The 25725-nt window shown below is 57.2% G+C and carries 14 protein-coding genes; 10 read left to right on the top strand and 4 right to left on the bottom strand.

Features of this window, described 5'->3' with window-relative positions:
- The first annotated feature begins 92 nt into the window (after positions 1-92).
- From ACA373_RS16260 to ACA373_RS16240, 5 genes are all read left to right on the top strand, one after another.
- Positions 93-2594, top strand: coding sequence for an outer membrane usher protein (locus tag ACA373_RS16260; RefSeq protein WP_370734813.1), 2502 nt, complete (start codon positions 93-95; stop codon positions 2592-2594).
- A gap of 47 nt (positions 2595-2641) precedes the next feature.
- Positions 2642-3391, top strand: a complete 750-nt coding sequence (locus ACA373_RS16255; protein ID WP_253456075.1) for a fimbria/pilus periplasmic chaperone — start codon at positions 2642-2644, stop codon at positions 3389-3391.
- A gap of 125 nt (positions 3392-3516) precedes the next feature.
- Positions 3517-4020, top strand: a complete 504-nt coding sequence (locus ACA373_RS16250) for a fimbrial protein (protein WP_301252125.1) — start codon at positions 3517-3519, stop codon at positions 4018-4020.
- A complete protein-coding gene (locus tag ACA373_RS16245; RefSeq protein ID WP_370734812.1) occupies positions 4017-4565 on the top strand; it encodes a fimbrial protein in 549 nt (182 codons plus the stop codon). The genes ACA373_RS16250 and ACA373_RS16245 overlap by 4 nt, the downstream gene beginning before the upstream one ends.
- A 59-nt stretch (positions 4566-4624) precedes the next feature.
- Complete coding sequence (locus ACA373_RS16240) at positions 4625-5395, top strand: hypothetical protein (RefSeq protein ID WP_253461311.1); 771 nt, start codon at positions 4625-4627, stop codon at positions 5393-5395.
- Positions 5396-5452: 57 nt separating this feature from the next.
- Here ACA373_RS16240 and actP read toward each other — a convergent pair whose 3' ends face one another.
- The 3 genes from actP to acs form a co-directional block, all read right to left on the bottom strand.
- Positions 5453-7102, bottom strand: coding sequence for a cation/acetate symporter ActP (actP, locus tag ACA373_RS16235; protein WP_370734811.1), 1650 nt, complete (start codon positions 7100-7102; stop codon positions 5453-5455).
- On the bottom strand, positions 7099-7407 hold the full coding sequence (locus ACA373_RS16230; protein ID WP_125290228.1) for a DUF485 domain-containing protein: 309 nt from the start codon (positions 7405-7407) through the stop codon (positions 7099-7101). The genes actP and ACA373_RS16230 overlap by 4 nt, the downstream gene beginning before the upstream one ends.
- Positions 7408-7564: 157 nt before the next feature.
- Entirely contained in the window at positions 7565-9517 is a 1953-nt protein-coding gene (gene acs / locus ACA373_RS16225) for an acetate--CoA ligase (RefSeq protein WP_301730338.1), read from the bottom strand.
- A 529-nt stretch (positions 9518-10046) separates the two neighbouring features.
- On the opposite strand from acs, the gene gltP reads away from it, so the two are divergent.
- The 4 genes from gltP (at position 10047) to ACA373_RS16205 (ending at position 20805) form a co-directional block, all read left to right on the top strand.
- On the top strand, positions 10047-11342 hold the full coding sequence (gene gltP / locus ACA373_RS16220) for a glutamate/aspartate:proton symporter GltP (protein ID WP_253456061.1): 1296 nt from the start codon (positions 10047-10049) through the stop codon (positions 11340-11342).
- A gap of 522 nt (positions 11343-11864) precedes the next feature.
- Positions 11865-16586 (top strand): autotransporter outer membrane beta-barrel domain-containing protein, encoded by a 4722-nt coding sequence (locus tag ACA373_RS16215; RefSeq protein WP_370734810.1) that lies wholly within the window; start codon positions 11865-11867, stop codon positions 16584-16586.
- A gap of 259 nt (positions 16587-16845) precedes the next feature.
- The gene (locus ACA373_RS16210; protein WP_301252133.1) at positions 16846-18390 is read left to right on the top strand and encodes a PAS domain-containing methyl-accepting chemotaxis protein; all 1545 of its coding nucleotides are present in this window, start codon (positions 16846-16848) and stop codon (positions 18388-18390) included.
- A 768-nt stretch (positions 18391-19158) separates the two neighbouring features.
- Entirely contained in the window at positions 19159-20805 is a 1647-nt protein-coding gene (locus ACA373_RS16205) for a dihydroxyacetone kinase subunit DhaK (RefSeq protein WP_370734809.1), read from the top strand.
- 36 nt (positions 20806-20841) lie between these two features.
- On the opposite strand, the gene sbmA is transcribed toward ACA373_RS16205, so the two are convergent.
- Positions 20842-22044 (bottom strand): peptide antibiotic transporter SbmA, encoded by a 1203-nt coding sequence (gene sbmA, locus ACA373_RS16200; protein WP_253456047.1) that lies wholly within the window; start codon positions 22042-22044, stop codon positions 20842-20844.
- 462 nt (positions 22045-22506) lie between these two features.
- Here sbmA and ACA373_RS16195 point away from each other — a divergent pair, with 462 nt between their 5' ends.
- Positions 22507-25389, top strand: coding sequence for an EAL domain-containing protein (locus ACA373_RS16195; RefSeq protein WP_301252137.1), 2883 nt, complete (start codon positions 22507-22509; stop codon positions 25387-25389).
- The last annotated feature ends 336 nt before the right edge of the window (positions 25390-25725 follow it).

Here is a 25725-nt window from a genome sequence, read left to right as displayed (position 1 = left end):
AATGGCGGAATTATTTCCATGCTTAATTCCTCCGGCAAAAAATTATTAAATCGGTTATGAAAGGCTTACCCAGGGATTAACTTCTCGTAAGGATGCCGATGTCAGTGAATATTATATTAAAAAAAGATATTTTATGGCTGTGGCATGCCATCTTCCTGCTGATTCTTTGCTGTTTCGCGCGGTCTGTCGAGGCACGTGGAATAGAATTTAATACCGATCTTTTAGATGTGAAAGACAGAACGAACATCGATCTCAGCCGTTTTTCTCAGGCGGGATATATCATGCCCGGTAACTACACTCTGAAACTTCAGATTAATGATAATGAGCTCCCCGAGCAGTCAGTGGACTGGTTTACGACAGAAGATAATGAAAAAGAAAGTAAGCCCTGTCTGACTGCCGCTCTGGTCAATTTTATTGGCCTGAAGCCTGAGCTACGCCCGCAGTTAACGTGGTGGCATGAGGGCCAGTGTCTGAATACCGACAGTTTGCCGGGTATGAGCCAGCGCGCTGATTTAGGCACCAATACGCTCTATTTAACTATCCCACAAATTTATCTGGAATACCGCGCGCCCAACTGGGATCCGCCGGCGCAGTGGGATGAGGGGATACCCGGCTTGTTGTTCGATTATTACGCCAGTGCCCAGACCCGGCATGAGTACGAGAAGAAGACGGACAACACGTTTACGGGCAACGGGACGGCCGGGGCCAACGTTGGTCCCTGGCGCCTGCGTGCCGACTGGCAGGGGCGCTATGACAATCAGGCCAGTAATAACCTTAACTGGGACTGGACGCGTTTCTATGCCTGGCGCGCTTTACCGCACAGGCACGCCAGGCTGGGCGTGGGCGAACATGCGCTCTTTTCAGATATCTTCGACAGTTTTACCTATACCGGGCTGAGCCTGCGGTCTGATGACAATATGCTGCCGCCTAATCTGCGTGGTTATTCCCCGGAAATCAGCGGGATAGCGAAAACCAGCGCCAGAGTGGTGATCAGCCAGAAAGGGCGGGTCATCAAGGAAACCCGGGTCGCCGCCGGGCCGTTTCGTATTCAGGATCTCAACGAAACGATCAGCGGCGAGCTGGATGTGCGGGTAGAAGAGCAGGATGGCTCAGTACAAACTTTCAGCATCAATACGGCCAGCGTGCCCTATCTGACGCGGCCGGGCATGGTGCGCTACAAGCTGGCGGCGGGCAGGCCTTCCAACACTCAGCACCATATGGAAGGCGAGGGGTTTGTAAACGGCGAGTTCTCATGGGGCGTCAGTAACGGCTGGTCCCTGTACGGCGGGACGATAGCCAGTGAGGAATACCAGGCGCTGGCGCTGGGCACAGGGCGCGATCTGATGGCTTTCGGCGCGCTCTCTCTGGATTTTACTCAGGCGTTTGCCCGGCGTTTGCCCGATCCGCTGCCGGATACGCAGAAAGGGGCCTCGTGGCGCGTCAGCTACTCAAAAAGGTTCGACGAAACCGACAGTGAAATGACCTTTGCAGGCTACCGCTATTCAGAGCAGGGCTATATGAGTATGCAGGATTACCTTAACGCGCATAAATACGGCAGGGCCTACGGCAACGGTAAAGAGATGTATACCGCCATCTTCAGCCAGCAGCTGCGCGACTGGCGGGCAAGCTTTTATCTGAATTACTCTCATCAGACCTGGTGGGACAAACCGGACAATGACCGTTTTACCCTGACGGCGACGAAATATTTTGACGCCGGGCGCTTGCGTAACGTCAGTCTGTCAGCCACCGCCTGGCGTAATAAATATGACGGCAGCAATGATGACGGTATTTACCTGTCGCTGTCTCTACCGTGGGGCAACAGCGGCACGCTGAATTACAACGGATCTTTTAATCAGGGTAATAACAGTCATCAGGCCAGCTACTTCAATACGATGGATGAGCGTAACAACTACCAAATCAGCGGCGGGGTTGCCGGTCAGGAGACGCTGGCAAGCGGCTATTACACCTATCAGGGAGACAGAGCGCGGATAAACGTTAATGCCAGCTATCAGGGCAACAGCTATTCAGCTTTAAGCCTTTCGGCGCAGGGCGGCGTAACGGCTACCGCACAGGGTGCGGCGCTGCATCGTACCAGCAGGCCGGGCGGCACCAGAATGCTGATCGACACCGCGGTAAAGGATATTCCGGTAAAAAGCTACGGCGCGGATACCTTGAGTAACCACTTTGGCAAAGCCGTTATCGCGGATATCAGCAGCTATTACCGTAACCGCATCAGTATCGATATCAATGCGTTGCCGGACAATGCTGAAGCGAGCGCTTCGGTTATCCAGCGCACCTTAACCGAAGGCGCGATTGGCTACGGTGGCTTTAAAGTGGTGACCGGGAGCAAAACCATGGCGGTACTGCGCCTGGAAAACGGCGAAGCCCCGCCGTTTGGCGCTACGGTAAAAAACAGCCAGCGTCAGGAAGTGGGCATTGTGAATGACGACGGCAGCATCTATCTGAGCGGTATCCAGCCAGGCATAACGATGCGGGTAAGCTGGAGCGGCAAAGAGCAGTGCGAATTTAAACTGCCGGAGAGCTTGTCCGGTGATATTTCTCAGCGTCTTTTATTGCCGTGCCGCCTGTTATAAACCGCGCAGGGCTGCCGCTGATAGTTGACATGGTGTAAGGGGAAAAAATGAGATCATATAAAGCAGGTTTATCACGCATCGCCGTTTTACTCTCCGTCCTGGTGGCTGCACAAAGCTATGGCGCTGTTTCGCTCGATCGTACACGCGTGATTTTTGAGGGCGGCCAAAAGTCTGTCAGCCTGGTCGTCAGTAACGATAATAAACAATTACCCTATCTGGCGCAGGGCTGGATAGAAGATAGCCAGGGTAAAAAAATCCAGCAGCCGCTGACTGCTCTGCCGCCGGTACAGCGCATTGAGCCGGGCAGCAAAAGCCAGGTAAAAATAGAGACGTTGCCTTCCGTGGGCGCGCTGCCGCAGGATCGTGAAACCTTGTTCTACTTTAATCTGCGTGAGATCCCGCCGCGATCCGAACGCCCCAATACGCTCCAGCTTGCCTTGCAGACAAAGGTAAAATTATTTTATCGCCCGCAGGCGCTGGTGCCCAAAAGAAACGCGGTGCCCTTTCAGGAGCAGCTGACGCTGACTCGCGTCGGCGATCGCTATCAGGTAAACAATCCTACGCCCTATTTCGTGACGCTGATCGATGGCCGCAACGCCGCCAGGAATAGCGCCATCAATGATTTCAAGCCGCTGATGATCGCGCCGAAAAGTAAAGGCGTGCTTGAGGTCAGCGCTGAAGCGCTGGGGAGCCGCCCGCTGCTCACCTATATCAACGATTACGGCGCCCGTCCGCAGTTGCAGTTTACCTGTAGCGGGGATCATTGTAAGGCCACGGCGGTCAGGCCCGCTGGCTAAGCGCATAAAGTTTTGCCGCTTCGCCAGAGCAGCCGCGCAACGCTTCTTTGCTTAACCGCGTTTTGCTCGGGCTGCGGCAGGTTTATGTTGGATAAGTCGTGATAAACGGCGGCAGGAATAAACAGATGGACAGGACAACCACTTTTGCAAAAGCGGTGCTCTGCACGCTAACAGGATTAACGCTATTTTCAGGCCGGGTGACGGCAGCGCCGGAGGTATTTACCTTCACCATGACGGCCAACGTGGTGCAGTCCGCCTCCTGTCAGCTTAATGAAGGCAAAAACGTTGAGGTTTCCTTTGGCGATCAGGTAGATATTGCAAAAATCAACGGCACTAATTACCAGAGCGAGATTGCTTATAACTTTAGCTGCAAGCAGCAGGGTAAAAATGCGGTAACGCTGCAAATCGACGGCACGGGCGCAGATTTTGGCCAGGGGATGCTGTATGTCCAGCCCGGCCTGGCCATTAAAATAATGAACGACGGTAAACTCCAGCCGGTAAACACCTCGTTTGCCATTGATGGCACGGATCCCCCCGTTCTGATGGCCGTGCTGGTGAAAAATGCGGCGGCCTCGTTAACGCCCGGGTACTTTGAGGCGACGGCGACAATTAAGGCGGTCTACGAATGAAAAGGGGATTATTACGCTGCCTGTGGTCAGGCCTGGGGATGACGCTGTGCGTTGCGCTCGGCTATGCCGCGCCTGTAGAGGTTGCGGTGAAGGCCAAATTCAGCGGTACGCTGGTTGAAAATCTCAGCCCCTGTACGATACGGCCCGGCGATGAATACATTACGCTCCCGCTGGCGGCCGTCACGCTGAACATGTTGCAGAACTCGCAGGAAAGCCCGCGTTACCCGTTTGCCGTTCATCTGGAAAACTGCGAGTTTGATGCAACAACGCCAGGCCGAATTGAAGTTTTCCTGCGCGGGAATGGGGACAGTGACGGGATGCTGCAACCGGATGCAGGCAGTACCGCTACCGGCATCGTTATCGGCATCGAAAATGTGCGGGGCGCGCCGCTGGCGGTCAATGCCGCCTCGCCGGGCCTGACGCTGTCTTTGAATGCTGCTGATATTGTTATCCCGATGCAGGCCTATCTACGGGCGGACGGCGCGACGCCGCCGACGGCGGGAGAATTTACCGCCAGCCTGAATTACATCATCGAATACCCCTGAACCGACGCAGCCCGCCGCCGCCGTACGGGGTGCTGGCTGGCTCATAACAAGGAGATAAAATGAAAAGGATTATGTTCGCGCTGAGCCTGATCTGTTTTTCAACGTCGGCGCTGGCGTGGTACTACAATTCCGTGCCGGGCGTCACGACCGGCCTGATGGTCAGAAACAATATGATTACGGTGGAGGCCGGTACCGATGTCTGGCTCTGCTCCAGCAGAGGCAACGATCGTGACCTTGTGTTCCATATCTATGGCCTTACCGTCCGCGATCCTGAAGTGGCCGCCACGTTTATCGGAATGAGCGATGCGCCCGGCGGCGCGCCAACCGTACAACAATGCCAGAACGCCACCGACGAACCAGCAAGTCGGATAAAAGTCGCGCAATACCGCTTAACGCAAACGGTAAGCGTACCGGTACAGGAAGGCGATTACAGCGCCTGCTGGTCAGGATGGGATGGCCTGGGCAAAGACGCACGCTGCAGCGGCGGCATACCGATCACGCCGATCGATGACTGCCATGCAGAGCTGGTGAGTTACCCCAACGATCTGGGGACGGTTATCGTCGGCGAGCCCATTAACCGTAACCACAAGGTAGGGGACCTCACGTTAATATGCAAAACGGTGCCGTCGACTACGGTGGAGATTACGCAGCAGGCATCGGCGGGGAACGTGCTCGAGCAGCAGATCCTGGATGAAAGCGGTAAAAAACTTGAGGGGCTAAAGGTTTTTACCAGCGGCGTAACCGAGGCGCTGTATATGCAAACAACCGGAACGCCGAAAGTGGCCCAGCGCATTGAGGATAGCGTGGTGGTGGTGCTGAACTACTACTGAGTGCGGCGCGTTGCTGCGCTGCAAGGCGGGTGGCCGCTCCGCCTTGCAGATCGCTACTTAGTGACTTTTCCCGCTTTCAATGCCCACGCCGGTTTGCGAACGCACAAACTGCGCCTGGAAACGCTGCCGCTCCTGCTGGCCTTCCTGCGAGTGGTCGGTTACGGAAAACAGCCAGGTGCCGATAAAGGCGACCAGCATAGAAAACAGCGCCGGATACTCGTAGGGGAAGATCGGCTTCGCGTGGCCCAGCACCTGCACCCACACCGTTGGCCCCAGGATCATCAACACGACCGCCGTCAGTAGCCCCAGCCAGCCGCCTGCCATCGCACCTCTTGTGGTCAGTTTCGACCAGTACATCGACAGCAGAATAATCGGGAAGTTACAGCTTGCCGCAATCGAGAAGGCCAGCCCGACCATAAAGGCGATATTCTGTTTCTCAAACAAAATACCCAGCGCGATAGCGACCACCCCCAGCACCAGCACGGTGATTTTCGAGACGCGCAGCTCCTGCTTCTCGGTGGCCTGGCCCTTTTTCACCACGCTGGCGTAAAGGTCGTGCGATACCGCCGACGCGCCCGCCAGCGTCAGCCCGGCGACCACCGCCAGAATCGTGGCGAAGGCCACTGCGGAAATAAAGCCCAGGAACAGGCTGCCGCCAACGGCATCGGCCAGATGCACCGCCGCCATATTGTTTCCGCCAATCAGCAGGCCGGTGGCATCCTTAAACGCCGGATTAGCGCCGACCAGCAGAATAGCCCCGAAGCCGATAATAAAGGTCAGGAAGTAGAAGTAGCCCATAAAACCGGTGGCGTAAAACACGCTTTTACGCGCCTCGCGGGCATCGCTGACGGTAAAGAAGCGCATCAGGATATGCGGCAGGCCGGCCGTACCAAACATCAGCCCCAGCCCGAGCGACAGCGCGGAAATCGGGTCGTGCACCAGCCCGCCGGGACGCATGATCGCCACGCCTTTTGGATGCACCGCCATCGCCTGGGTAAAGAGATTATTAAAGCTGAAGCCCACGGTTTTCATCACCATGATTGCCATAAAGCTGGCGCCGAACAGCAGCAGCACCGCCTTGATAATCTGCACCCAGGTGGTCGCCAGCATGCCGCCGAACAGGACGTACAGCACCATCAGGATCCCCACCAGCACCACGGCGACGTGATAGTCCAGGCCAAACAGCAGCTGGATAAGCTTACCCGCGCCGACCATCTGCGCAATCAGATAGAGCGCCACCACCACCAGCGAGCCGCAGGCGGAAAGCGTGCGAATAGGCAGCTGTTTCAGACGATAGGAGGCAACGTCGGCAAAGGTATAGCGTCCCAGGTTGCGCAGCCGTTCGGCGATCAGAAACAGGATAATCGGCCAGCCGACCAGAAAACCCAGCGAATAGATCAGGCCGTCGTAGCCGGAGGTATAAACCAGCGCGGAGATCCCCAGGAATGAGGCGGCGGACATAAAGTCGCCCGCCATCGCCAGGCCGTTCTGAAAACCGGTGATATTGCCGCCTGCGGTATAATAATCGCTGCGCGAACGGGTGCGTTTGGAGGCCCACCAGGTGATACCCAGCGTGGCGGCCACGAAGATCAGGAACATCACGATCGCTTCAACGTTGGTGGGCTGTTTTTCAACCGCGCCGCTAATCGCATCGGCGGCGCGGGAGGAAACAGGCAGCAGCAGGGCGAAATAAAGGAAAAGTTTCATCCTTTCACCTCATCCAGCAGCGCTTTGGTTAAGCGGTCGAATTCGCCATTGGCTCGCCAGACATAAATACCGGTTAAAAGAAAAGAAATAACGATCAGCCCAATGCCAATCGGAATACCACGGGTCACATTGGTATTAGCGTCAAGCGGCGTACCCAGCCAGCCTGGCGCAAAGGCGATTAATAAAATAAAGCCGACGTAGAGAATAAGCATTATTACCGAGAGCAGCGTGGCGAAGGCCTGGCGTTTTCTGACCAGCTCTTTAAAGCGCGCGCTTTTTTCAATCCGCTGATATCTATCGTTCATCACAGAGTCTCCAGAGATAATTGCAAGAGCTGTTATGAGATCCGGCTTGACTGAGCGACCGCGCCGGTAATGCCTCATCATCGGGAAGCTGATAAATAAAGGGCAGCGTGATAATCATTACGCTGCCCGATAAAGCTATACTGCCTTTTGCTTATTTTCAGGGCATGGCAATACCCTGTTTCTCCTCCAGCAGTTTTTCCACCACGCCCGGATCGGCCAGCGTCGAGGTATCGCCTAAATTGGTGGTATCGCCAGCGGCAATTTTGCGCAAAATACGGCGCATAATTTTCCCGGAGCGGGTTTTCGGCAGGGAGTCCGTCCAGTGCAGCACGTCCGGCGTGGCGATAGGGCCGATCTCTTTGCGCACCCAGCTGCGCACCTCGCTGTAAAGCTCGGGCGTCGGCTCTTCGCCGCTGTTCAGCGTGATATAGGCGTAGATGGCCTGGCCTTTAATGGCGTGAGGAATGCCGACCACGGCCGCCTCGGCGATTTTAGGATGGGACACCAGCGCGGATTCTATCTCCGCCGTGCCCAGCCGATGGCCGGAAACGTTCAGGACGTCGTCCACGCGGCCGGTGATCCAGTAATAGCCGTCCTCGTCGCGTCGCGCGCCGTCGCCGCTGAAGTACATGTTTTTAAAGGTAGAGAAGTAGGTCTGTTCAAAGCGCTCGTGATCGCCGAACAGCGTGCGTGCCAGGCCTGGCCAGGCGTCAACGATCACTAGGTTGCCCTCGCAGGCACCTTCCAGCGCGTTGCCTTCGTTATCGACCAGCGCGGGCTGCACGCCGAAAAAGGGTTTGGTGGCCGAACCGGCCTTCAGCTCCGTCGCGCCAGGCAGCGGCGCGATCATAAAGCCGCCCGTTTCCGTCTGCCACCAGGTATCGACAATCGGGCAGCGGCTATTGCCAATTTTCTGGTAATACCACTCCCAGGCTTCCGGGTTAATCGGTTCGCCGACGGAACCCAGAATACGCAGCGTGGAGCGATCGGTGCCGCTAATGGCCTTGTCGCCCTCCGCCATCAGCGCGCGAATTGCCGTAGGCGCGGTATAGAGCAGCGTGACTTTATGTTTATCCACCACTTCCGCCATCCGGCTCGGCTTCGGCCAGTTCGGCACGCCTTCAAACATCAGCGTGGTCGCGCCCAGCGCCAGCGGGCCGTAAAGCAGATAGCTGTGGCCGGTGATCCAGCCGACGTCGGCGGTGCACCAGTAGATATCGTCGGCATGATAATCAAAAACGTATTTGAAGGTGGTCGCCGCGTAAACCAGATAGCCGCCGGTAGTATGCAGCACGCCCTTCGGCTTGCCGGTGGAACCGGAGGTGTAAAGGATAAACAGCGGATCTTCCGCGCCCATCTCTTCCGGCTGGTGGTGCGCGCTGGCCTTGTTCACCAGCTCATGCCACCACAGATCGCGGCTGTGCCAGTCGATATCCGCGCCGGTGCGGCGGAAAACCACCACGTTGCTTACCGTGGTGACACTGGGATTAGCCAGCGCCTCGTCGACGTTTTTCTTCAGCGGGATGGCGCGCCCGGCGCGAATGCCCTCATCGGCAGTCACCACCAGCTTCGCGGCGGAGTCGACGATACGTCCGGCCACGGCTTCCGGCGAGAAACCGCCAAAAATCACCGAGTGCACCGCGCCGATACGCGCGCAGGCCAGCATGGCGACGGCGGCTTCCGGCACCATTGGCATATAGATCGCCACCACGTCGCCTTTACCTATGCCCAGCTCTTTCAGCGAGTTGGCGAAGCGGCAGACTTCGCGATGCAGCTCGCGAAAGGTCAGCGTCTTGCTTTCGCTGGCGTCGTCGCCTTCCCAGATAATCGCCGGATGGTCGCCCCGGCTGTGCAGGTGGCGATCCAGACAGTTGGCTGCCAGATTGAGCGTGCCGTCTTCAAACCAGCGGATATTAATATTGCCCGGCGCAAATGAGGTGTTCTTCACGCGGGTGTACGGTTTTATCCAGTCGAGGATTTTACCCTGTTCGCCCCAGAACGCCTCGGGATCCTGTACGGACTGCTGGTACATCGACTGATACTGCTGGGCAGTGATCAGCGTATTTTCCGCGATATTCGCGGGAACGGGATGTCGGTGTTGTTGGCTCATGGCTACTCTCCTTGAAGATGTTAATAATATGTCAATCAAAGGTTGGATGGAGCGAGCCGCCGGGCTTTGTTTGCTTTTTGCGCCATGGATCACGCCATAACGTCAGGTGATGAAAATGGTCAAAAAGTTGCCGTAATACGGTGGAACTTTCTGCAACCGTCGCCCACTCATTCGCCGCATAACGCAAACGGGCTGTACAAAAGGCGCACAACTAAACCTGGCTGTTCGCCAGGCGTCTGGCGAGCAACTGCATAGCTATGCGCAAGTATGGAGATATATTGCTAATTATAACAAAGAGTTAGTCGTACACGTCGATTCCAGAGCTTTATCCTGTTCGGCGATGATAGTTTAGCCGTATATCACTTAGGGTTGCATTTATACCCGTGAAAATGGTACTGATTACGCGCCTGTAAATCAGGTATCAACCATCCATTATCCGCGCATTCGCCGACATCGGCCTGCTTCCCTTGAGAGTGATCGCTCCGCATTAAAGACGCGGAGAGCGGGTTTTGTTAAGGAAAAAACTATTATGAAAGCTGCAAAATTCAGCCTTGCCTGGCAAATATTGACGGCGTTGGTACTGGGGATCGTCGTTGGCGCGATACTGCATAATCAACCGGAGGATCGTGAATGGTTAATCGCTAACATTCTTAGTCCTGCCGGGGATATCTTTATCCATCTGATCAAGATGATTGTGGTTCCCATCGTGATTTCCACGCTGATCGTCGGTATCGCCGGCGTGGGCGATGCGAAAAAACTGGGGCGGATCGGCGTCAAAACCATCCTCTATTTTGAAGTGATAACCACCATTGCCATTGTGGTAGGGATTACCCTGGCGAATGTGTTTCAACCTGGCTACGGCATTGATATGTCGACGCTGGCAACGGTGGACATCTCTAAGTATGAAGCCACGACGGCGCAGGTTCAGGGCGGCCCGCACAGCCTGGTGACCACTATCCTGTCGCTGATCCCGCAGAATATTTTCGCGGCGATCGCGAAAGGCGAGATGCTGCCGATCATCTTCTTCTCGGTGCTGTTTGGTCTGGGGCTGTCATCGCTGCCTGCGGAACATCGCGAGCCGTTGGTGAAGGTGTTTCGTTCCACCTCGGAAACCATGTTTAAAGTCACCAATATGATTATGCGTTACGCGCCGATTGGCGTGTTTGCCCTGATCTCGGTGACTATCGCCAACTTTGGTTTCGCCTCGCTGTGGCCGCTGGCTAAGCTGGTGATCCTGGTGTACGTTGCCATTCTGTTCTTTGCCTTTGTGGTGCTGGGAACGGTCGCGCGCATCTGTAAGCTGCGCATTACCACGCTGATGCGCATCCTGAAGGATGAGCTGATCCTCTCTTACTCCACCTCCAGCTCCGAAACGGTGCTGCCGAAGATCATGGAGAAAATGGAGGCTTACGGCGCGCCCAAGTCCATCACCAGCTTTGTGGTGCCGACCGGCTATTCGTTTAACCTGGACGGCTCCACGCTCTATCAGAGCATCGCGGCGATCTTTATCGCGCAGCTGTACGGCATTGACCTCTCTATTGGTCAGGAGATCGTGCTGGTGCTGACGCTGATGGTGACCTCAAAGGGGATCGCGGGCGTGCCTGGCGTTTCCTTTGTGGTGCTGCTGGCTACGCTGGGCAGCGTAGGCATTCCGCTGGAAGGCCTGGCGTTTATCGCCGGCGTTGACCGTATCATGGACATGGCACGTACCGCGCTAAACGTGGTCGGCAACGCGCTGGCGGTGCTGGTGATCGCCAAGTGGGAAAACCAGTTCGATGCCGAACAGGCAGTGGCCTACGAGGCGCGTCTGGCATCCGCTTCCTGATCGCTCCGGCGCGGAAGAACAGCAAAAATGAAAATGGCCTTCGGGCCATTTTTTTTGTTTTTTGCAAGGCGCAAACGCAGCGGTTATGCGGTTGCGTAATCATAAATGAGATTATTTAAGTCGCCGCTGAATAACGTTTCATACTGATTTTTAATAGTAAATATTTATGGCGTTGACCGTTAAATTTTATCTTCTCATTTTTTCTCTTATCGCGAGCTGCATCTATTTGGCAAGACTATAATTATATTTTACGTTAAGCCTGAAAAGGCGGCGATTCCTTTTAGCAATCAGGCCTGTAGAGTTTAATAAAGGGCCGGTAATTAATATGATTATTTACGGCACTATTCTTATTTTTTCGGGGATGTCGTTTGCCGCCATAACTTTATATGGATCTTTCTTTTCAGTAGTGATGTGATTGTTATTAACAATTTTTAATTATTCGTCACGCCGCCTGCCGTCTGCAATCGCATTTTTACGGCGAGATGTTTTTTACTTTTTTCTTCAGCTCTGGAGGAAATATCCTTGTTTAAATTACATCCCCTTTTGTTAAGCCTTATTGCGGCACAGGGCGCGATAGCGCCTGCTTTTTACAGCCAGGCGGCGACGCTGAAACCCTTTTCACCCTATGTTAATGATAATAAAGTCGGCGCTTTTTGCGTCTGCAACGGCTCCACGCAAACGCTTAGCGGCAACCAGCAGTTTTCGCCGGGGCTGAGCGGCGAGCAAAGCTTTACGCTGAGAGAGCTACAGGGCCGTGTGAATAACCCTGACCTGTCGCTGGCAGAAAGGCCGGGCCTGGATCCCGGTACAGGCGGTTACACCATTTATGTCCCGGACTGGGAGAACGGCGGCTATCGTCCCTTTGACGTTTTTAATTCCGCCAGCATGGTCGAAATACCGCCGCTCGGGCTGGATACGCCGCTGCCAAACTATGTTGACGTCAAAGGCGGGCAATATATTAACGCCCGCGTGGCGCAGGTCAGTAAAGGCACCATTAACGTGGCAATCGGCCAGGCCGGTGCGGCAACGACGTCAGAAACCAACGGCTGGCGCATGGCGGCCAAACAGAGTCGGCTTTTTGCCGCCACCGGCAGCGGCAACATGAACTGGAATGGCGATAACCGCCTGACCTTTACCGCTGCGCTTCCACCTTCTGGCGGGCCTTATCTGACCCTTCCCGTTGACAGCGTGGCTGATTACAAAGGCGAGTTCAGCGTCGCCACCAGAAATAACGTCATCACGCGATTCAACGTGACCAACTTTGATGATTTTAAAAACTATAACAACTGGCTTATCGGGCAGCTGGAAACGGGCCAGCTCAATCCCGACAGCTACCGTGACGAGCTGGATAAAGCCGTAACTCTCACCAGCGGGCAAATCGTTTACGGCATAGTGGCGCAGGATGCGGATGACGAAGCGGCGCAGCCGATTGGCGAACTGGTGGTGCTCAGCGCAGACGGCGCGCAGGCCAGGGTTACGGTTAATAAAACGCTGGAGGTGGCGAACGCCAGCAGCGCGGTGCTGGCTGCAAACGGCGGCACGGCGATTATCAACGGTAAGGTCGCCAGTACCGGTAACGGCATCACCGATGGCAACGCGCTGGAGCTGCTTAGCGGCAGTACCGGCGTTAATAACGGCGTTATTAATGCCGGCTTCTTCAATAATGCCGATGGCAGCGGCGTGGACAGCAGCACGGTCGGCCAAAGCCGCAATGCGGTACGGCTACAGGACGGCAGCCGTTTCACCAATAACGGCGTCATCAACATCGCAGGCAGCGGCACTGGCCTGGGGATTTTTAGCGGCAGCGCGATCAATAACGGCAACATTAATACAGGCGCGGCGGACGGCGCCAGCGGCGTGTTCGTTAACGGCCCGCAGGCGAGCTTCACCAATGCTGTGGACGGCACGCTCTGGCTGGGGCGATCGCCGCAAAATGCTCTGACGGATGAAGCCTTCGATACCCGGCTGTCCGGCGCCGTCGGCATTAATATGATTGGTGATGGCAGCGCCGTAAATGACGGGCATATCGTACTGGGTGCACAAACTCAGAACAGCACCGCCATGAAGGTGGTGAATGGCCCGAACGCCCGCCTGCAAAATAACGGCGTGATTGACGTTAACGGTCAGGCGGATTTTCGCCCGGAGGAGAATATCGCGCTGCTGGCGATCGACTCCGGCAGCGGCGGGCTGGTCGGCAACGCCGGGACGATCAATCTGAATGGCGATAACGGCACCGGGATCAAAGCGATCGCCAGCAGCGGCAGCTTTGCCAGCGTTTACTCGGACGGGATCGTCAACGTTAACGGCAGCACCGGGCCGTCAGGCGACACCCACAATACGGCGGTGTGGTTAAGAAGCGAGGCGGGCGGCAACGCTTATGCCTACCTCACTGGCCCAATCACTCTGGGGGGAGAAGGCGCCGTCGGCATCCGCGCTGACGGCGCAGGTACATCGGTTTACGATAGCGGCAGCGTTTCTGGCGGTGGCGCTAACGCAACCGCTTTTCAGATAACCAACGGCGCGAGGATAACGCTGGGAGACGCTTCGTTGGTTAAACTAACCGGCGACAACAGCACCGGCGTACGGATACAAAACGGCGGCTCTTTTTTGATGCAGGGCGGTCTGGTCGCTGCTACCGGTATCGCGTTTGATGTGAGCGAAGGCACCGCGCAATTTTTTCCCGAAAGCGCCCAGCTGGAGTCAGGTGGTACGGCAGCGGTACGCGTGGGCCATAACGGTAATTTTGCGCTGTATGGCGACGGCATCTTCCGTAACAGCATTACGGGCAACGGCAGCGCCGACGCCGTTCTGCTGGAAGAAGGCGCCGCCGGGCTGTCGATTGACGGCGCTACGCTGACGGTAAACGGCAGCGGCAGCGCCATCAATAACCTGGCGGAAACCCCCAACATTTCCCTGGCCAACACCTATATCTATGCCAGGGGCAGCGGCAGCGGCATTCGTTCCGCCACCACTTTCGATTCACTGCTTGCCGTTGGTATCGAACCTTCCGACGGCGCAACGGGCTACACCTTTGCTAATGCCGATGGCTCGACCACGCAGGCCGACATGCTGGTGCCACGCGGCATGGTGATCCTTGTCGGCAGCGGCGGGACGGGGATCCGCGCCAATACCACGGGGAAAGTCATCTCAGAGGGAAACATCTATATCACCACTGAAAGCGGCGGTTCGGCAATTGTCAGCCAGACCGCCAGCGAAGTGGTAAACCGGGGCGACATCTTCTCGTGGGGTACGGTGGCGCCCGTTATCGATCTGCGCGGCGGCAGCACGGTATTTGTTAACGAAGGCACGATTGGCGCGCAATATGCCGATACGGTTATCGTGGCGGGCGGCGCGACGGACGATCGGATCGCCCTGATCGGTGGAGCGGTGCAGGGCGATGTGAACACGGGGAACGGCACCGATACGCTGACGCTGACCGGCGGCACCCTCAACGGCAGCCTGACGATGGGCAGCGGCATCGATAACCAGGCCTTTGTGCAGAACGTCAGCCTGGCTAACGTTAGTCATATCACCACGGCGGGCGGCGAAGGCAGCACGCTCAGCCTGAGCGAGATCGCGGCCCGTGGCGGCTCCTTCGCCAGCGACGACGCAGGCCGGGGCGTCAACCTGGGCGCGGGCTGGAGCACCATCAATTTCTACCATACCGACTGGACGTTGACCGACAATCTGCAGCTGGCGCACAGCACCCTGAATATCGATCGCGAGTCCACGCTCTATGCCGGAAACCTTGTAGATCCCGTACTGAGAGGCGGCACCAGCGATTCGCTGGTGGTAAATAACGCCGGTACGCTGGATCTGACCAACGGCTCCGGATCGCCGGGCAACATGCTGACCATCAACGGCACGCTGAACTCGCTGAACGGCACGCTGAAGCTCGCCAGCGCGCTTAACAGCGGCGGCGCGCCCGCCAACCAGCGCAGCGACATCCTGCGCGTAAACGGCGATGTTAACGGCACCACGTTGATTAACGTCACGCCAGCGGCAGGCAGCACCGGCGCGCTGAACGATGCTAATCAAAATGGCGTTATTGAGGCGAACGAAGGCATCTCGCTGGCACAGGTGGCAGGCAGTGCCAGCGCCAACAGCTTTGCGCTCCAGGGCGGCTATCTGGCAGCCGGGCCGTGGCGCTACGATCTCTACAGCTTTGCGCCGGGCAGCAGCGATGCCGCCCAGCGGCAGGTCGACGGCAGCGGCAGCCAGTTTCGCGACTATCGTCTGGCTAACGGCCTCGTCAGGAATAACGGCGTTTCCCGTGCGGCGGTAGTGCCGCAGGTGCCTGCTTATCTCTCCGCTCCGACCGGGCTGGCGTACTATTCCGCAGCCACGCTTAACGATCTGCATAACCGGCTGGGCGAGCTGCGTCAGGGCCAGGGCGAGGCCGGCGGGGAAATGTTCCTGCGCTATACCGGCGCCAACATGCGCTACAGCACCAGCCAGAGCTTCCAGAATTTCGGCTACGACCTGGATATGGATTACAGCGCGCTGCAGGTAGGCGGCAACGTCGTGCAGCTGGATGGGGACAACGGCAGCCTGCGCGGCGGCGTCGCCTGGACACGCGGTAACAGCCGCATCCGTCCGGACGCGGCCGACGGCTACAGCAGCACCACGTTCGACAGCGATACGCTGGCGCTTTATGCCACCTGGCTACAGGAAAGCGGCTTCTACCTGGACGGCACGCTCTCCTACAGCTGGCATCGTGGCGAAACGGATATTGCACGCAGGCAGAACGTGGCAAAGATCAAAGGCAAAGGCTGGAGCGCCTCGCTGGAGAGCGGCTATCCGTTTGCGCTGGGCGGCGGGCTGCGGCTGGAGCCTTCAGCCCAGCTGACTTACCTGCATCTGGGGCTGGATAACTTCAGCGACAGGGATAACCTGACGGTCAGCTACGACGATTCGCACCAGACCATTGGGCGCGTCGGCGCGAAGCTGGATCGACGCTGGAGCGATAACAGCGGCCGCCAGTACACGCCTTATCTGCGCACCAACTATTACAAAGGCTGGGACAGTCAGGCTAAAACCACAATAGGCGCTAAAGGCGTGGACGGCCTTGAGCAGAGCTTCCGCAGCGGTAAGTTCGGTCAGATGTGGGAAGCCGGCGTCGGCGCCACCACCGTCTTTAAAAATAACGTGTCGCTCTATGCGGAAGCGGACTATCGGAAAGAAATCGACGGCAACGGCGGCAAAGGCTGGGGCTATAACGCGGGCGTAAGGTGGCGTTTTTGATCTTTCAGCGGGCGTGATCCGTTCACCATACTAAAACATCTCTGCATAATAATGACTTGTCGTCGACAGGGTTTTGCGGGCGGCTGGAACCGGTTCTTTTCTCGCCAGATGGCTGTCCGTAAGGCTTTGCGGTTTTTTAACCTTTGCATGGAATTTAGCTTTAGCAACTAAAGTTCAGGCGGAACGGGCCGAAAATATAACGAATGATAATTTATCCACTCAAAGCCCAATCCTGGTCACCGCTTCAAGGATTTACGCCATGCGCAGCAATCAACCCGTAACACAGCAGGAATTTGCGTTTGATGAGAACGCCACGCTGATGTCAACCACCGACGCCAGCAGCCATATCACCTACGCGAACGACGTATTCATCAAAGTCAGCGGCTTTACGCCGGAAGAGATCAACGGGCAGCCTCACAATATAGTGCGCCATCCTGATATGCCGCCGGAAGCGTTTGCCGATATGTGGGCGACGCTGCAACAGGGCGAACCCTGGTCCGCGCTGGTGAAAAACCGTCGTAAAAACGGCGATCACTACTGGGTACGCGCCAATGCCGTGCCGATCGTGCGCAACGGTAAGATACAGGGCCATATGTCCGTACGCACCCGTCCCGCCGCGCAGGAGATCGCGCAGGCTGAAAAATTGTATAAAGAATTTCGCGAAGGCAAGCGTAAGGGCTGGCGCTTCCATAAAGGGCTGCTGGTGCGTACCGGGGCGCTGCGCTGGGCCTCGCTGCTGAAAACCATGCCGCTGCGCTGGCGTATTCGCTCTGCGCTGCTGGCGCTGTGGCCGCTCTCCGTGGCGGGCGTCTGGGCGCTGGGGCTGCCGGGCCAGCCGCTGGCGATATTCAGCGCCATCATGGCCGTGCTGCTGCTGCTGGCCACGAGCTGGCTTGAGCAGCAGGTTTCCCGTCCCGTCGAGCGGCTGTGCAAACAGGCGCTGAGCGTGGCGACCGGCGCCTGCCAGCAGGTCGACCAGATGGATCGCGTGGATGAAATCGGCACCACGCTGCGGGCGGTCGGGCAGCTGGGGTTGATGTTCCGCTGGCTGTTGGAAGACGTCAGCGGCCAGGCGGTCAACGTGATGAGCGCCAGCGATGCTATCGCGCACGGCAACAACGAGCTGAGCCGTCGTACGGAGCAGGCGGCGGCCAACGTCCAGCAAACGGCTGCCACCATGAATGAACTGACCGCCACGGTAAAAAGCAATACCGACACGGCGCAGCAGGTTAATACGCTTTCCGCCAGCACTCGCGATGCCGCGACCAAAGGCGGCGTGGTGATGAAGGATATGGTCGGCATGATGGCGGAAATTGCCGACAGTTCAAAGAAGATAGCCAACATCACCAGCGTCATTGATGGGATCGCGTTCCAGACCAATATCCTGGCGCTAAACGCTGCGGTGGAAGCCGCACGCGCGGGCGAGCAGGGCAAAGGCTTCGCCGTGGTGGCCGGAGAAGTGCGCAGCCTGGCGCAGCGCAGTGCCAAAGCCGCCAGCGAAATAAAAAGCCTGGTGGAGAACAGCGCGCTGAAGGTGGAGTCCGGCAGCGTCCACGTTAACGACGCGGGCAAAACCATGGAGGATATCGTTTCTCAGGTGCAGAACGTGACCTCGCTGATTGCGCAGATCAGTTCCGCCACCGCCGAGCAGGCTACGGCGCTGAGCGAAGTCAGCCTGGCGGTAGAAGACCTGGACAATATCACCCATCAGAACGCCGAGCGGGTGGAAGAAGGCGCGCAGGCGGCTGGCCGAATGACGCATCAGGCCACCCGTCTGGTGGAAGCGATCAGCGTGTTCCGCTAACGGTGATGCAGGCTTCGGTCGCGCCGTGTTTTGGCGAGCAGCGGACGGAGCCTGCCTTTTGAGCGGTATACTTTTAAACGGTACAACACAATTCCCGTCCGCTTTCCTTATTCTCCTGCCCAGGTGCCTGGCCGAAAACGCGGTGGCAACGCCTGTTTTACGCTCTCTCCACGGATATAACGCTTTAAGGCGGGCGGCCCCTCCGGGCTTTTTACAGCCAAAACAGCGATAAAAAAGAGCAGGCCTTGCGACCTGCTCCGCATAACGCCCTGGTGGTGGCGTGGTGAAGCTTATCCTGCTACAGAGGGGGATCGTCTGCGTTAAGGGGGGAAAGCGCTGTCGGATAAAAGAAGCTTTCCCGAACGCCGCAGAACGATAACCAAAACTGTATAATAATTGACTGATATACTGCAATCTCAAAACCAGCGCAGAGAAACAATTAGGAATAATGCCGGGGTTTGCAATAATAAATTCTTTAGTAATCATGGTACTTTTTTCGGTTATTCGGAGTTTTCCTGTGGCGGGTACGCAGAGGCCCGACCAGAAGGGCAACGACTCTCCCACGGCAAAAAGTGATAAAAAATATAAAATATTCTGTTGTTTTTCCGTTAGCTTTTACCAACGTTTGTTGCTGAAAAAAGGGAAATCACGTCCATTTTAAGTTACTGCTTTTCTCCTTGCCCTGCCTGTTTCCTGCGCGGCCGCCGCAGGAATTCAACTACAGTTAGTGACTCAGTCCGCTCTTTTCAGCCAGGAGAAAACAGATTTATGAGTCAGTTTTTCATGCATCAAAAAAGCGATTTGGTCAGTGAAGCCATTGAAGGCGCGCTGATCGGCAACCCGTGGCACAGCCTTAGCCTGCTTGACGCCGGCCCCGATATTCGGGTGGTGGTGCGTAACGACTGGGATAAAAAGGACGTAGCGCTGATTTCCGGCGGCGGCTCCGGGCATGAACCGGCCCACGTGGGCTTTGTCGGAAAAGGAATGCTGACCGCGGCCGTCTGTGGCGATATCTTCGCCTCGCCGAGCGTGGAAGCCGTGCTCAGCGCTATCATCAACGTCACGGGTGAAAAAGGCTGCCTGCTGATCGTTAAAAACTACACGGGCGATCGGCTGAACTTCGGCCTGGCGGCGGAAAAAGCCAAAAAGCTGGGCTTTAAGGTCGAGCTGGTGATGGTGACCGATGATATCGCGCTGCCGGATAATCCGCAGCCGCGCGGGATTGCCGGTACGGCGCTGATCCATAAAGTCGCCGGTTACGCCGCCGCCAGCGGAAAATCGCTGGAGGAGGTGATGGCAGCGGCCAACGAAGCCATTGCCGCCACCGCCAGCCTTGGTCTGGCCTTCAGCAGCTGCCATGTGCCCGGCGAAAAGCGGGACGAGCGGGTTAAAGAAGGCCAAAGCGAGTTAGGCATGGGCATTCATGGCGAACCGGGCGCCTCTACGCTGAAAACGCAGGACAGCCGCGAGATCGTTGCACTGATGGCGGCGAAGCTGGCGGAGCACAATCCGGACAATAAAAAAAAGGCGCTGTTAATCAATAACCTGGGCGGATTCTCTTCGCTGGAAATGGCGGTGCTGACGCGTGAGGTGCTGCGTTCGCCGCTGGGAAAACAGGTCGATCTGCTGATTGGCCCGGCGACGCTGGTTAGCGCGCTGGATATGAAAGGCTTTTCGCTGTCGACGCTGCTGCTGACCGACGCGCTGGCGGAAGCGTTGCAGGCGCCGGTTGAGGCCAGCGGCTGGCAGCCCGCGAGCAAGCCTGCGCCGCTTAATACGCGCCAGGGCGAAAAAGTTGCGCGGCAGCAGCATTTTGCGCCTTCGGAAAATGCATCAACGGCCGCCATAGTTGCTACCGTTTGCCGCACGCTGGCAGAGCTGGAGACCGAGCTTAACCAGCTGGATGCCAAAGTGGGCGATGGCGACACCGGCTCGACCTTTGCCGCCGGGGCGAAAAAAATCCTCGCCGAGCTGGAAGCGAACAGGCTGCCGCTGAACGAGCCAGAAAACCTGCTAACGCTGATTGGCGAAGAGCTGGCGGTGGTGATGGGCGGATCCAGCGGCGTGCTGATGTCGATTATGTTTACCGCCGCCGGACAGAAGCTGGAAGAAGGCGAGGCGCTGCCGCAGGCGCTGAGCTACGGGCTGGAACGGATGCAGCACTACGGCGGCGCGCGGCCGGGCGATCGCACCATGATTGACGCGCTGGATCCGGCCTTTGCCGCGCTGACGGCGGGTAAAAGTAGAGAAGAGGCGGCGCAGGCGGCAAAAGCGGGCGCGGAAAAAACGGCGCAGATGAGCAAAGCGCAGGCGGGTCGCTCCTCTTACCTTAACCAGGAAAGCCTGCACGGCGTGAAGGATCCGGGCGCTTACGCGGTAGAGCAGGTCTTCGCCAGGCTGGCCGCGCAACAATAAGCGGCCCTTCCGGGGCGCGGTTCCTTCCGCGCCCTGTTAAAGCTCTCCCTCCGCTTCCCTGTCCAGTACCTGTTCAAACAGCCGCAGACGTTTATAAATAGACAACAGCTCAACCAGCGTGCTCCACGAATAAACCAGATACTGAAAGGCGCCGCGCACCTGTTCAAATACGTTATTGATCTGCTGGAGCAGCCCGAAGGTAATGGCGGCGGTGACAATAGAAGGAAACAGCACCACCAGGCCGAAAACGGCGTCCAGCTGCAAATAGAGCGAGCGGGCGATATTAAAATAGAGATAGTGAAAGTAGAGCCGGAAATAGTTTTTACGGATCAGCCCGAACAAATTTTGCACCGTGGGCGGACTGGCGCGTGCGGGATCGTCTTCGCCATAGACCAGTTCTTTACGGTAGCCCGCCTCCACCCGCTGATTACGAAACGACAGGCCCGGTAGCCTGATGCCGACGGCGGCCAGCAGCCCGGTGCCCAGCAGCGACCAGAGCACCACGGCAATCACCAGCGCGTAGGGCAGGTCACCCAGCAGCGGCACGTTTTTCACATGCACCGATAGCCCAATCAACACCGGCAAAAAAGCGATAAGCGTCATAACAGCGTTAATCAGGCTGACGCCCATATCCTCCAGCGTCGAGGCGAAGCGCATGGTGTCTTCCTGCACGCGCTGCGCCGCGCCTTCAATGCCGCGCAGCCGCGACCAGTGCGCCATATAATAGTTGTTCATCGCCGTGCGCCAGCGGAAAACATAGTGGCTGATAAAGAACATATTCAGCACATCCACCAGCACGGCGATCAGCGCAATGCTGAGAAAGCCGATCAGCTGCTGATAAAGCGTGGCGATCGGTACCGAATTGGGATGGGTCAGCGCACGCTGGATCAGATCGTAAAACGGCTCATACCAGGCGTTGATAGCAACGTTCATCTGCACCGAAAACCAGGTCACAAAAATAATCAGCGCCGAACCGTTTACCGACCAATTTTGCCAGGGATGCGGACTGAACACGCGCCAGAACCCGGCGAACAGGGCGAAAGCCGCAAAATAATAAAGATAAAAAGCGAGGGCGGAAGGCGCGATAAAGCGCAAGGCGTTATTTGGCAGCGGGCCGGCATGGGCGAATGAGGTAAGAAACTGCCTGCCGCCGGCAAACCAGACGAGAATGGCGATCGCGCACCAGACGGCGGCGCTGCTGAAGAACAGCGCGGGGCGGGGGAAAAAGGATTTAAACATAGCGACTCCAGAACGGTAAGGCCACCATCTAACGCGATTACTCGTTAATGGTCTTACCGGTTTTGTATCCGCTGATGTCTGACCGCCGCCTTTGCAACAGGCGAGTGTTTCCGTTACGCCAGTCATTAACGTGAATAGCGGTCGCGAAGCGTTAATAAATTACAGGCCATTATTTTAATATTCTGCAAACATCTTATCCCGGGATTGTAGCGATCGCGGGTTGCAGCCACGCGTTCAACCCTGCATAGTCCTCCCCGCCCTGGCCCGGCAAAATAAATGCTGAATGTTATTTAAACGAGGCCGATAACGATAAGGCACTTTCAGGCAGCGGAGCCTGATGCAGCAAGGTTTTACAGGGAATAGCGGCGCGGGATTGCTTCAGAAAAGGCGGGCCTGCAGCGGAGGGCCGCTTATCTGCAGGCCAGGCCTTCTTCGGGGCAGCGTCCCTCAGGCGGAAAGAAAATGAACGAAAATAATGATGTGATGTACCGACTGCTGGTGCAAAGCGTGGTCGGCTACGCCATTTATATGCTGAAACCTGACGGCACCGTAGCCAACTGGAACGCGGGCGCGGAGCGGGCGAAAGGCTATCTGCCGGATGAAATTATCGGCAGAAATTTTGACTGTTTTTACAGTGCGGAAGACAGAGAAAAAGGTCTGCCGCAGCGCGGCCTGGCCATCGCCCGCGAAAAAGGACGTTTTGAAACCGAAGGCTGGCGCTACCGCAAAGACGGCAGCGCTTTCTGGGCGCATGTGGTGATTGACGCCGTGCACGACGACGACGGCGGGCTAATCGGCTTCGCCAAAATTACCCGCGACTGCACCGAACAGCAGGCTCAGCTTGCCGAACAGCGCGCCCAGGAGCAGAAATTCCGTCTGCTGGTCGAAGGCGTGGTCGATTACGCCATCTACATGCTCGATCCCGACGGCTATGTGGTGAACTGGAACGAAGGCGCAAGGCGTTCCAAAGGCTATACGGCGGAAGAAATCGTCGGCAAACACTTCTCCTGCTTTTACAGCACGCAAGACCGGCTGGCTAAGCTCCCGGAAACCAACCTGAAAACCGCCTACCGTACCGGCCGATTCGAAGAGCAGGGCTGGCGCTATCGTAAAGACGGCACCTCTTTCTGGGCGCACGTGGTCATTGACGCCGTGCACGACGACGATGGCAGGCTAATCGGCTATGCCAAAATCACCCGCGACTGCACTGAACAACAGCGCGTGCTGCAAGAACAGCGCGAAAGAGAACAGGTGTTCCGTCTGCTGGTGGAGGGCGTCACCGACTACGCCATCTATATGCTCGATCCCCAGGGCCATGTGGTGAACTGGAATGCCGGCGCGCATCGCGCCAAAGGCTATACGGCGGAGGAAATCGTCGGCGAACACTTCTCCTGCTTTTACAGCGCGCAGGATCGCTTTGCCTGCCTGCCCGACAAAAACCTGGCGATTGCGCAAAGCGTTGGGCGTTTTGAAGATCAGGGCTGGCGCTATCGCAAAGACGGCAGCGCCTTCTGGGCGCACGTGGTGATCGAAGCGATTCATACTAAAGAAGGCCGCCTGCTTGGCTTTGCCAAAATTACCCGCGACTGCACTGAACTGCGCGAGTACGAACAGCAGATCCTGCGGGCAAAAGATCTGGCAGAGCAGAACAGCAATAAGATGGCCGCGCTGTCGAAGTTTCTCGACACCATTATCGGCAATATTCCCTGCTGCGTGATAGTGGAAGACGTGGTATCGCGCGAGGTGCTGCTGCTGAACAGCAAAGCGGAGCAGCTGCTGGGCGTAAAAATGAAGGAGCTTGCCGGCAAAAGGCTGGACGATTACATGCCCTCAGAGCTGAGCGGCTATTTTTCCCAGCTGGCGACCGCCGCACAGCGCAATGAAGGCGTGCATAAAAACGAGCAGCTGTTGCGTACCCGTGGCGGCGAACGGATCATCAACGCTTCGGCCTCGATTATTAACGGCAACGACGCCCATACTAACTACGTGCTGCTGATTGCTGACGACGTTACCGATCAGCGCGCGGCTGATGCGCGCATTCATCATATGGCGCATCACGATAACCTGACCAGCCTGCCGAACCGCGTGCTGTTCAGCCAGCGGCTGAACGAGGCGCTGCGCTGCGATTTCGATAATGGTAAACAGACGGCGGCGCTCTGTCTGGATCTGGATAACTTCAAGAACGTCAACGACGCGCTGGGCCATCAGGTCGGCGACGATCTGCTGCGCGCCGTCGCCAGCCGTTTGCGCGGCGTGCTGCGTGAACAGGATACGCTGGCGCGCAACGGCGGCGATGAATTCTCTATCGTACTGCCGGGCCTGACGCATTTACAGGAAGCCGAAGCGGTGGCGCAAAGGCTGATTGAGGCGATCCGTCCGACCTTCAACGTCGACGGACATAGCCTGACGGTAGGGCTGAGCATCGGCATTTCTATTGTCGCAGGCGGTCTGACCACCCCCGCCGAGCTGCTGCGCTGTGCCGATATGGCGCTGTACGAAGCCAAACGCAACGGCCGCAACCGCTTTGAGCATTTCTCCAGCGAAATGGGCGAAGCCGCCAGCAAGCGCCGCATGATTGAAACCGATCTGCGCGAGGCAATGACCCATCGCCATCTCAAGCTGTATTACCAGCCGATTACCGATAGTCTGGGCCAGGAGATCATCAGCTACGAAGCGCTGATGCGCTGGCACCATCCGAAACAGGGGCTGATTATGCCGCTGGACTTTATTCCCGTGGCGGAAGAAACCGGGCTGATCCACTCGCTGGGCGCCTTCGCGCTGTACGAAGCCTGCCGCGAGGCAGCGAAGTGGCCGGCGCATCAGAGCGTGGCGGTCAACCTTTCGCCGCTCCAGTTTAAAAACAGTTCGCTGGTGTCGGTAGTGGAAGCGGCGCTGAAGGATTCCGGGCTGGCCCCGCACCGGCTGGAAGTGGAGATCACGGAGTCGGTGCTGCTGGACAACACCCTGGTCAATATCCGCATTCTGCAAAAGCTGAAAAAGCTGGGCGTGCGCATCGCGCTGGATGACTTCGGCACTGGCTACTCGTCGCTCAGCTATCTGCGTTCTTTCCCGTTCGATAAGATCAAAATCGACAAGTCGTTTATCAACGATATGAAAGAGAGCCGCGAGGCGCTGGCCATTATCCGGGCCATTACGGGCATGAGCCGCAGCCTGGATATTCAAATCACGGCGGAAGGGGTGGAGAGCAGCGAGCAGTTCGAGCAGCTGAAAATCGAAGGCTGTACGCTGTTCCAGGGGTATTATTTTGGCCGCCCGCAGCCGTCGGAGACGCGGCTGAAGCTGTTTGGCCTGGACGAAAAGCGCGACGGCCAGGTTCACCCTTAGCGGCCCGATCCTGAACAGCGTTATGGCTACGATCGCCGCGTAGCTTATCCACCAGGGCGTCGTGCTGCGCGCTGGCCTTGCGCGCGCCTTTGGCTAAATCATTCGCGCGCAATGTGACAAGCTGGCCTTCTGCGGCTCATCCATCATAAGGCGCTGGCCTTCTGCGGCCGCGCGTTCTTCAGTAGCTCATCCCTTACAACGTCAGGCTGCATGCTGGTTCTGCTGCCGCGCGCTTTTCTGCGGCTTAACCACCACAACGCCAGGCTGCGTGCTGGTTCTGCTGCGGCCGCGCGTTCTTCAGTAGCTCATCCCTTACAACGCCAGGCTGCACGCTGG

This window comes from Erwinia sp. STN24 (assembly GCF_041320675.1).
Taxonomy (GTDB): Bacteria; Pseudomonadota; Gammaproteobacteria; order Enterobacterales; family Enterobacteriaceae; genus Erwinia; species Erwinia aeris.
This window is presented reverse-complemented; position numbering and strand designations above follow the sequence as displayed.

What these genes read in the sequence shown, in the direction of transcription:
- ACA373_RS16260 (WP_370734813.1), top strand. Translation starts at nt 93, where the DNA reads ATGCCGATGTCAGTGAATATTATATTAAAAAAAGATATTTTATGGCTG.
- gltP (WP_253456061.1), top strand. Translation starts at nt 10,047, where the DNA reads ATGAAAGCTGCAAAATTCAGCCTTGCCTGGCAAATATTGACGGCGTTG.
- ACA373_RS16250 (WP_301252125.1), top strand. Translation starts at nt 3,517, where the DNA reads ATGGACAGGACAACCACTTTTGCAAAAGCGGTGCTCTGCACGCTAACA.
- ACA373_RS16255 (WP_253456075.1), top strand. Translation starts at nt 2,642, where the DNA reads ATGAGATCATATAAAGCAGGTTTATCACGCATCGCCGTTTTACTCTCC.
- actP (WP_370734811.1), bottom strand. Translation starts at nt 7,102, where the DNA reads ATGAAACTTTTCCTTTATTTCGCCCTGCTGCTGCCTGTTTCCTCCCGC.
- ACA373_RS16195 (WP_301252137.1), top strand. Translation starts at nt 22,507, where the DNA reads ATGAACGAAAATAATGATGTGATGTACCGACTGCTGGTGCAAAGCGTG.
- sbmA (WP_253456047.1), bottom strand. Translation starts at nt 22,044, where the DNA reads ATGTTTAAATCCTTTTTCCCCCGCCCCGCGCTGTTCTTCAGCAGCGCC.
- ACA373_RS16240 (WP_253461311.1), top strand. Translation starts at nt 4,625, where the DNA reads ATGAAAAGGATTATGTTCGCGCTGAGCCTGATCTGTTTTTCAACGTCG.
- ACA373_RS16205 (WP_370734809.1), top strand. Translation starts at nt 19,159, where the DNA reads ATGAGTCAGTTTTTCATGCATCAAAAAAGCGATTTGGTCAGTGAAGCC.
- ACA373_RS16245 (WP_370734812.1), top strand. Translation starts at nt 4,017, where the DNA reads ATGAAAAGGGGATTATTACGCTGCCTGTGGTCAGGCCTGGGGATGACG.
- ACA373_RS16230 (WP_125290228.1), bottom strand. Translation starts at nt 7,407, where the DNA reads ATGAACGATAGATATCAGCGGATTGAAAAAAGCGCGCGCTTTAAAGAG.
- ACA373_RS16210 (WP_301252133.1), top strand. Translation starts at nt 16,846, where the DNA reads ATGCGCAGCAATCAACCCGTAACACAGCAGGAATTTGCGTTTGATGAG.
- acs (WP_301730338.1), bottom strand. Translation starts at nt 9,517, where the DNA reads ATGAGCCAACAACACCGACATCCCGTTCCCGCGAATATCGCGGAAAAT.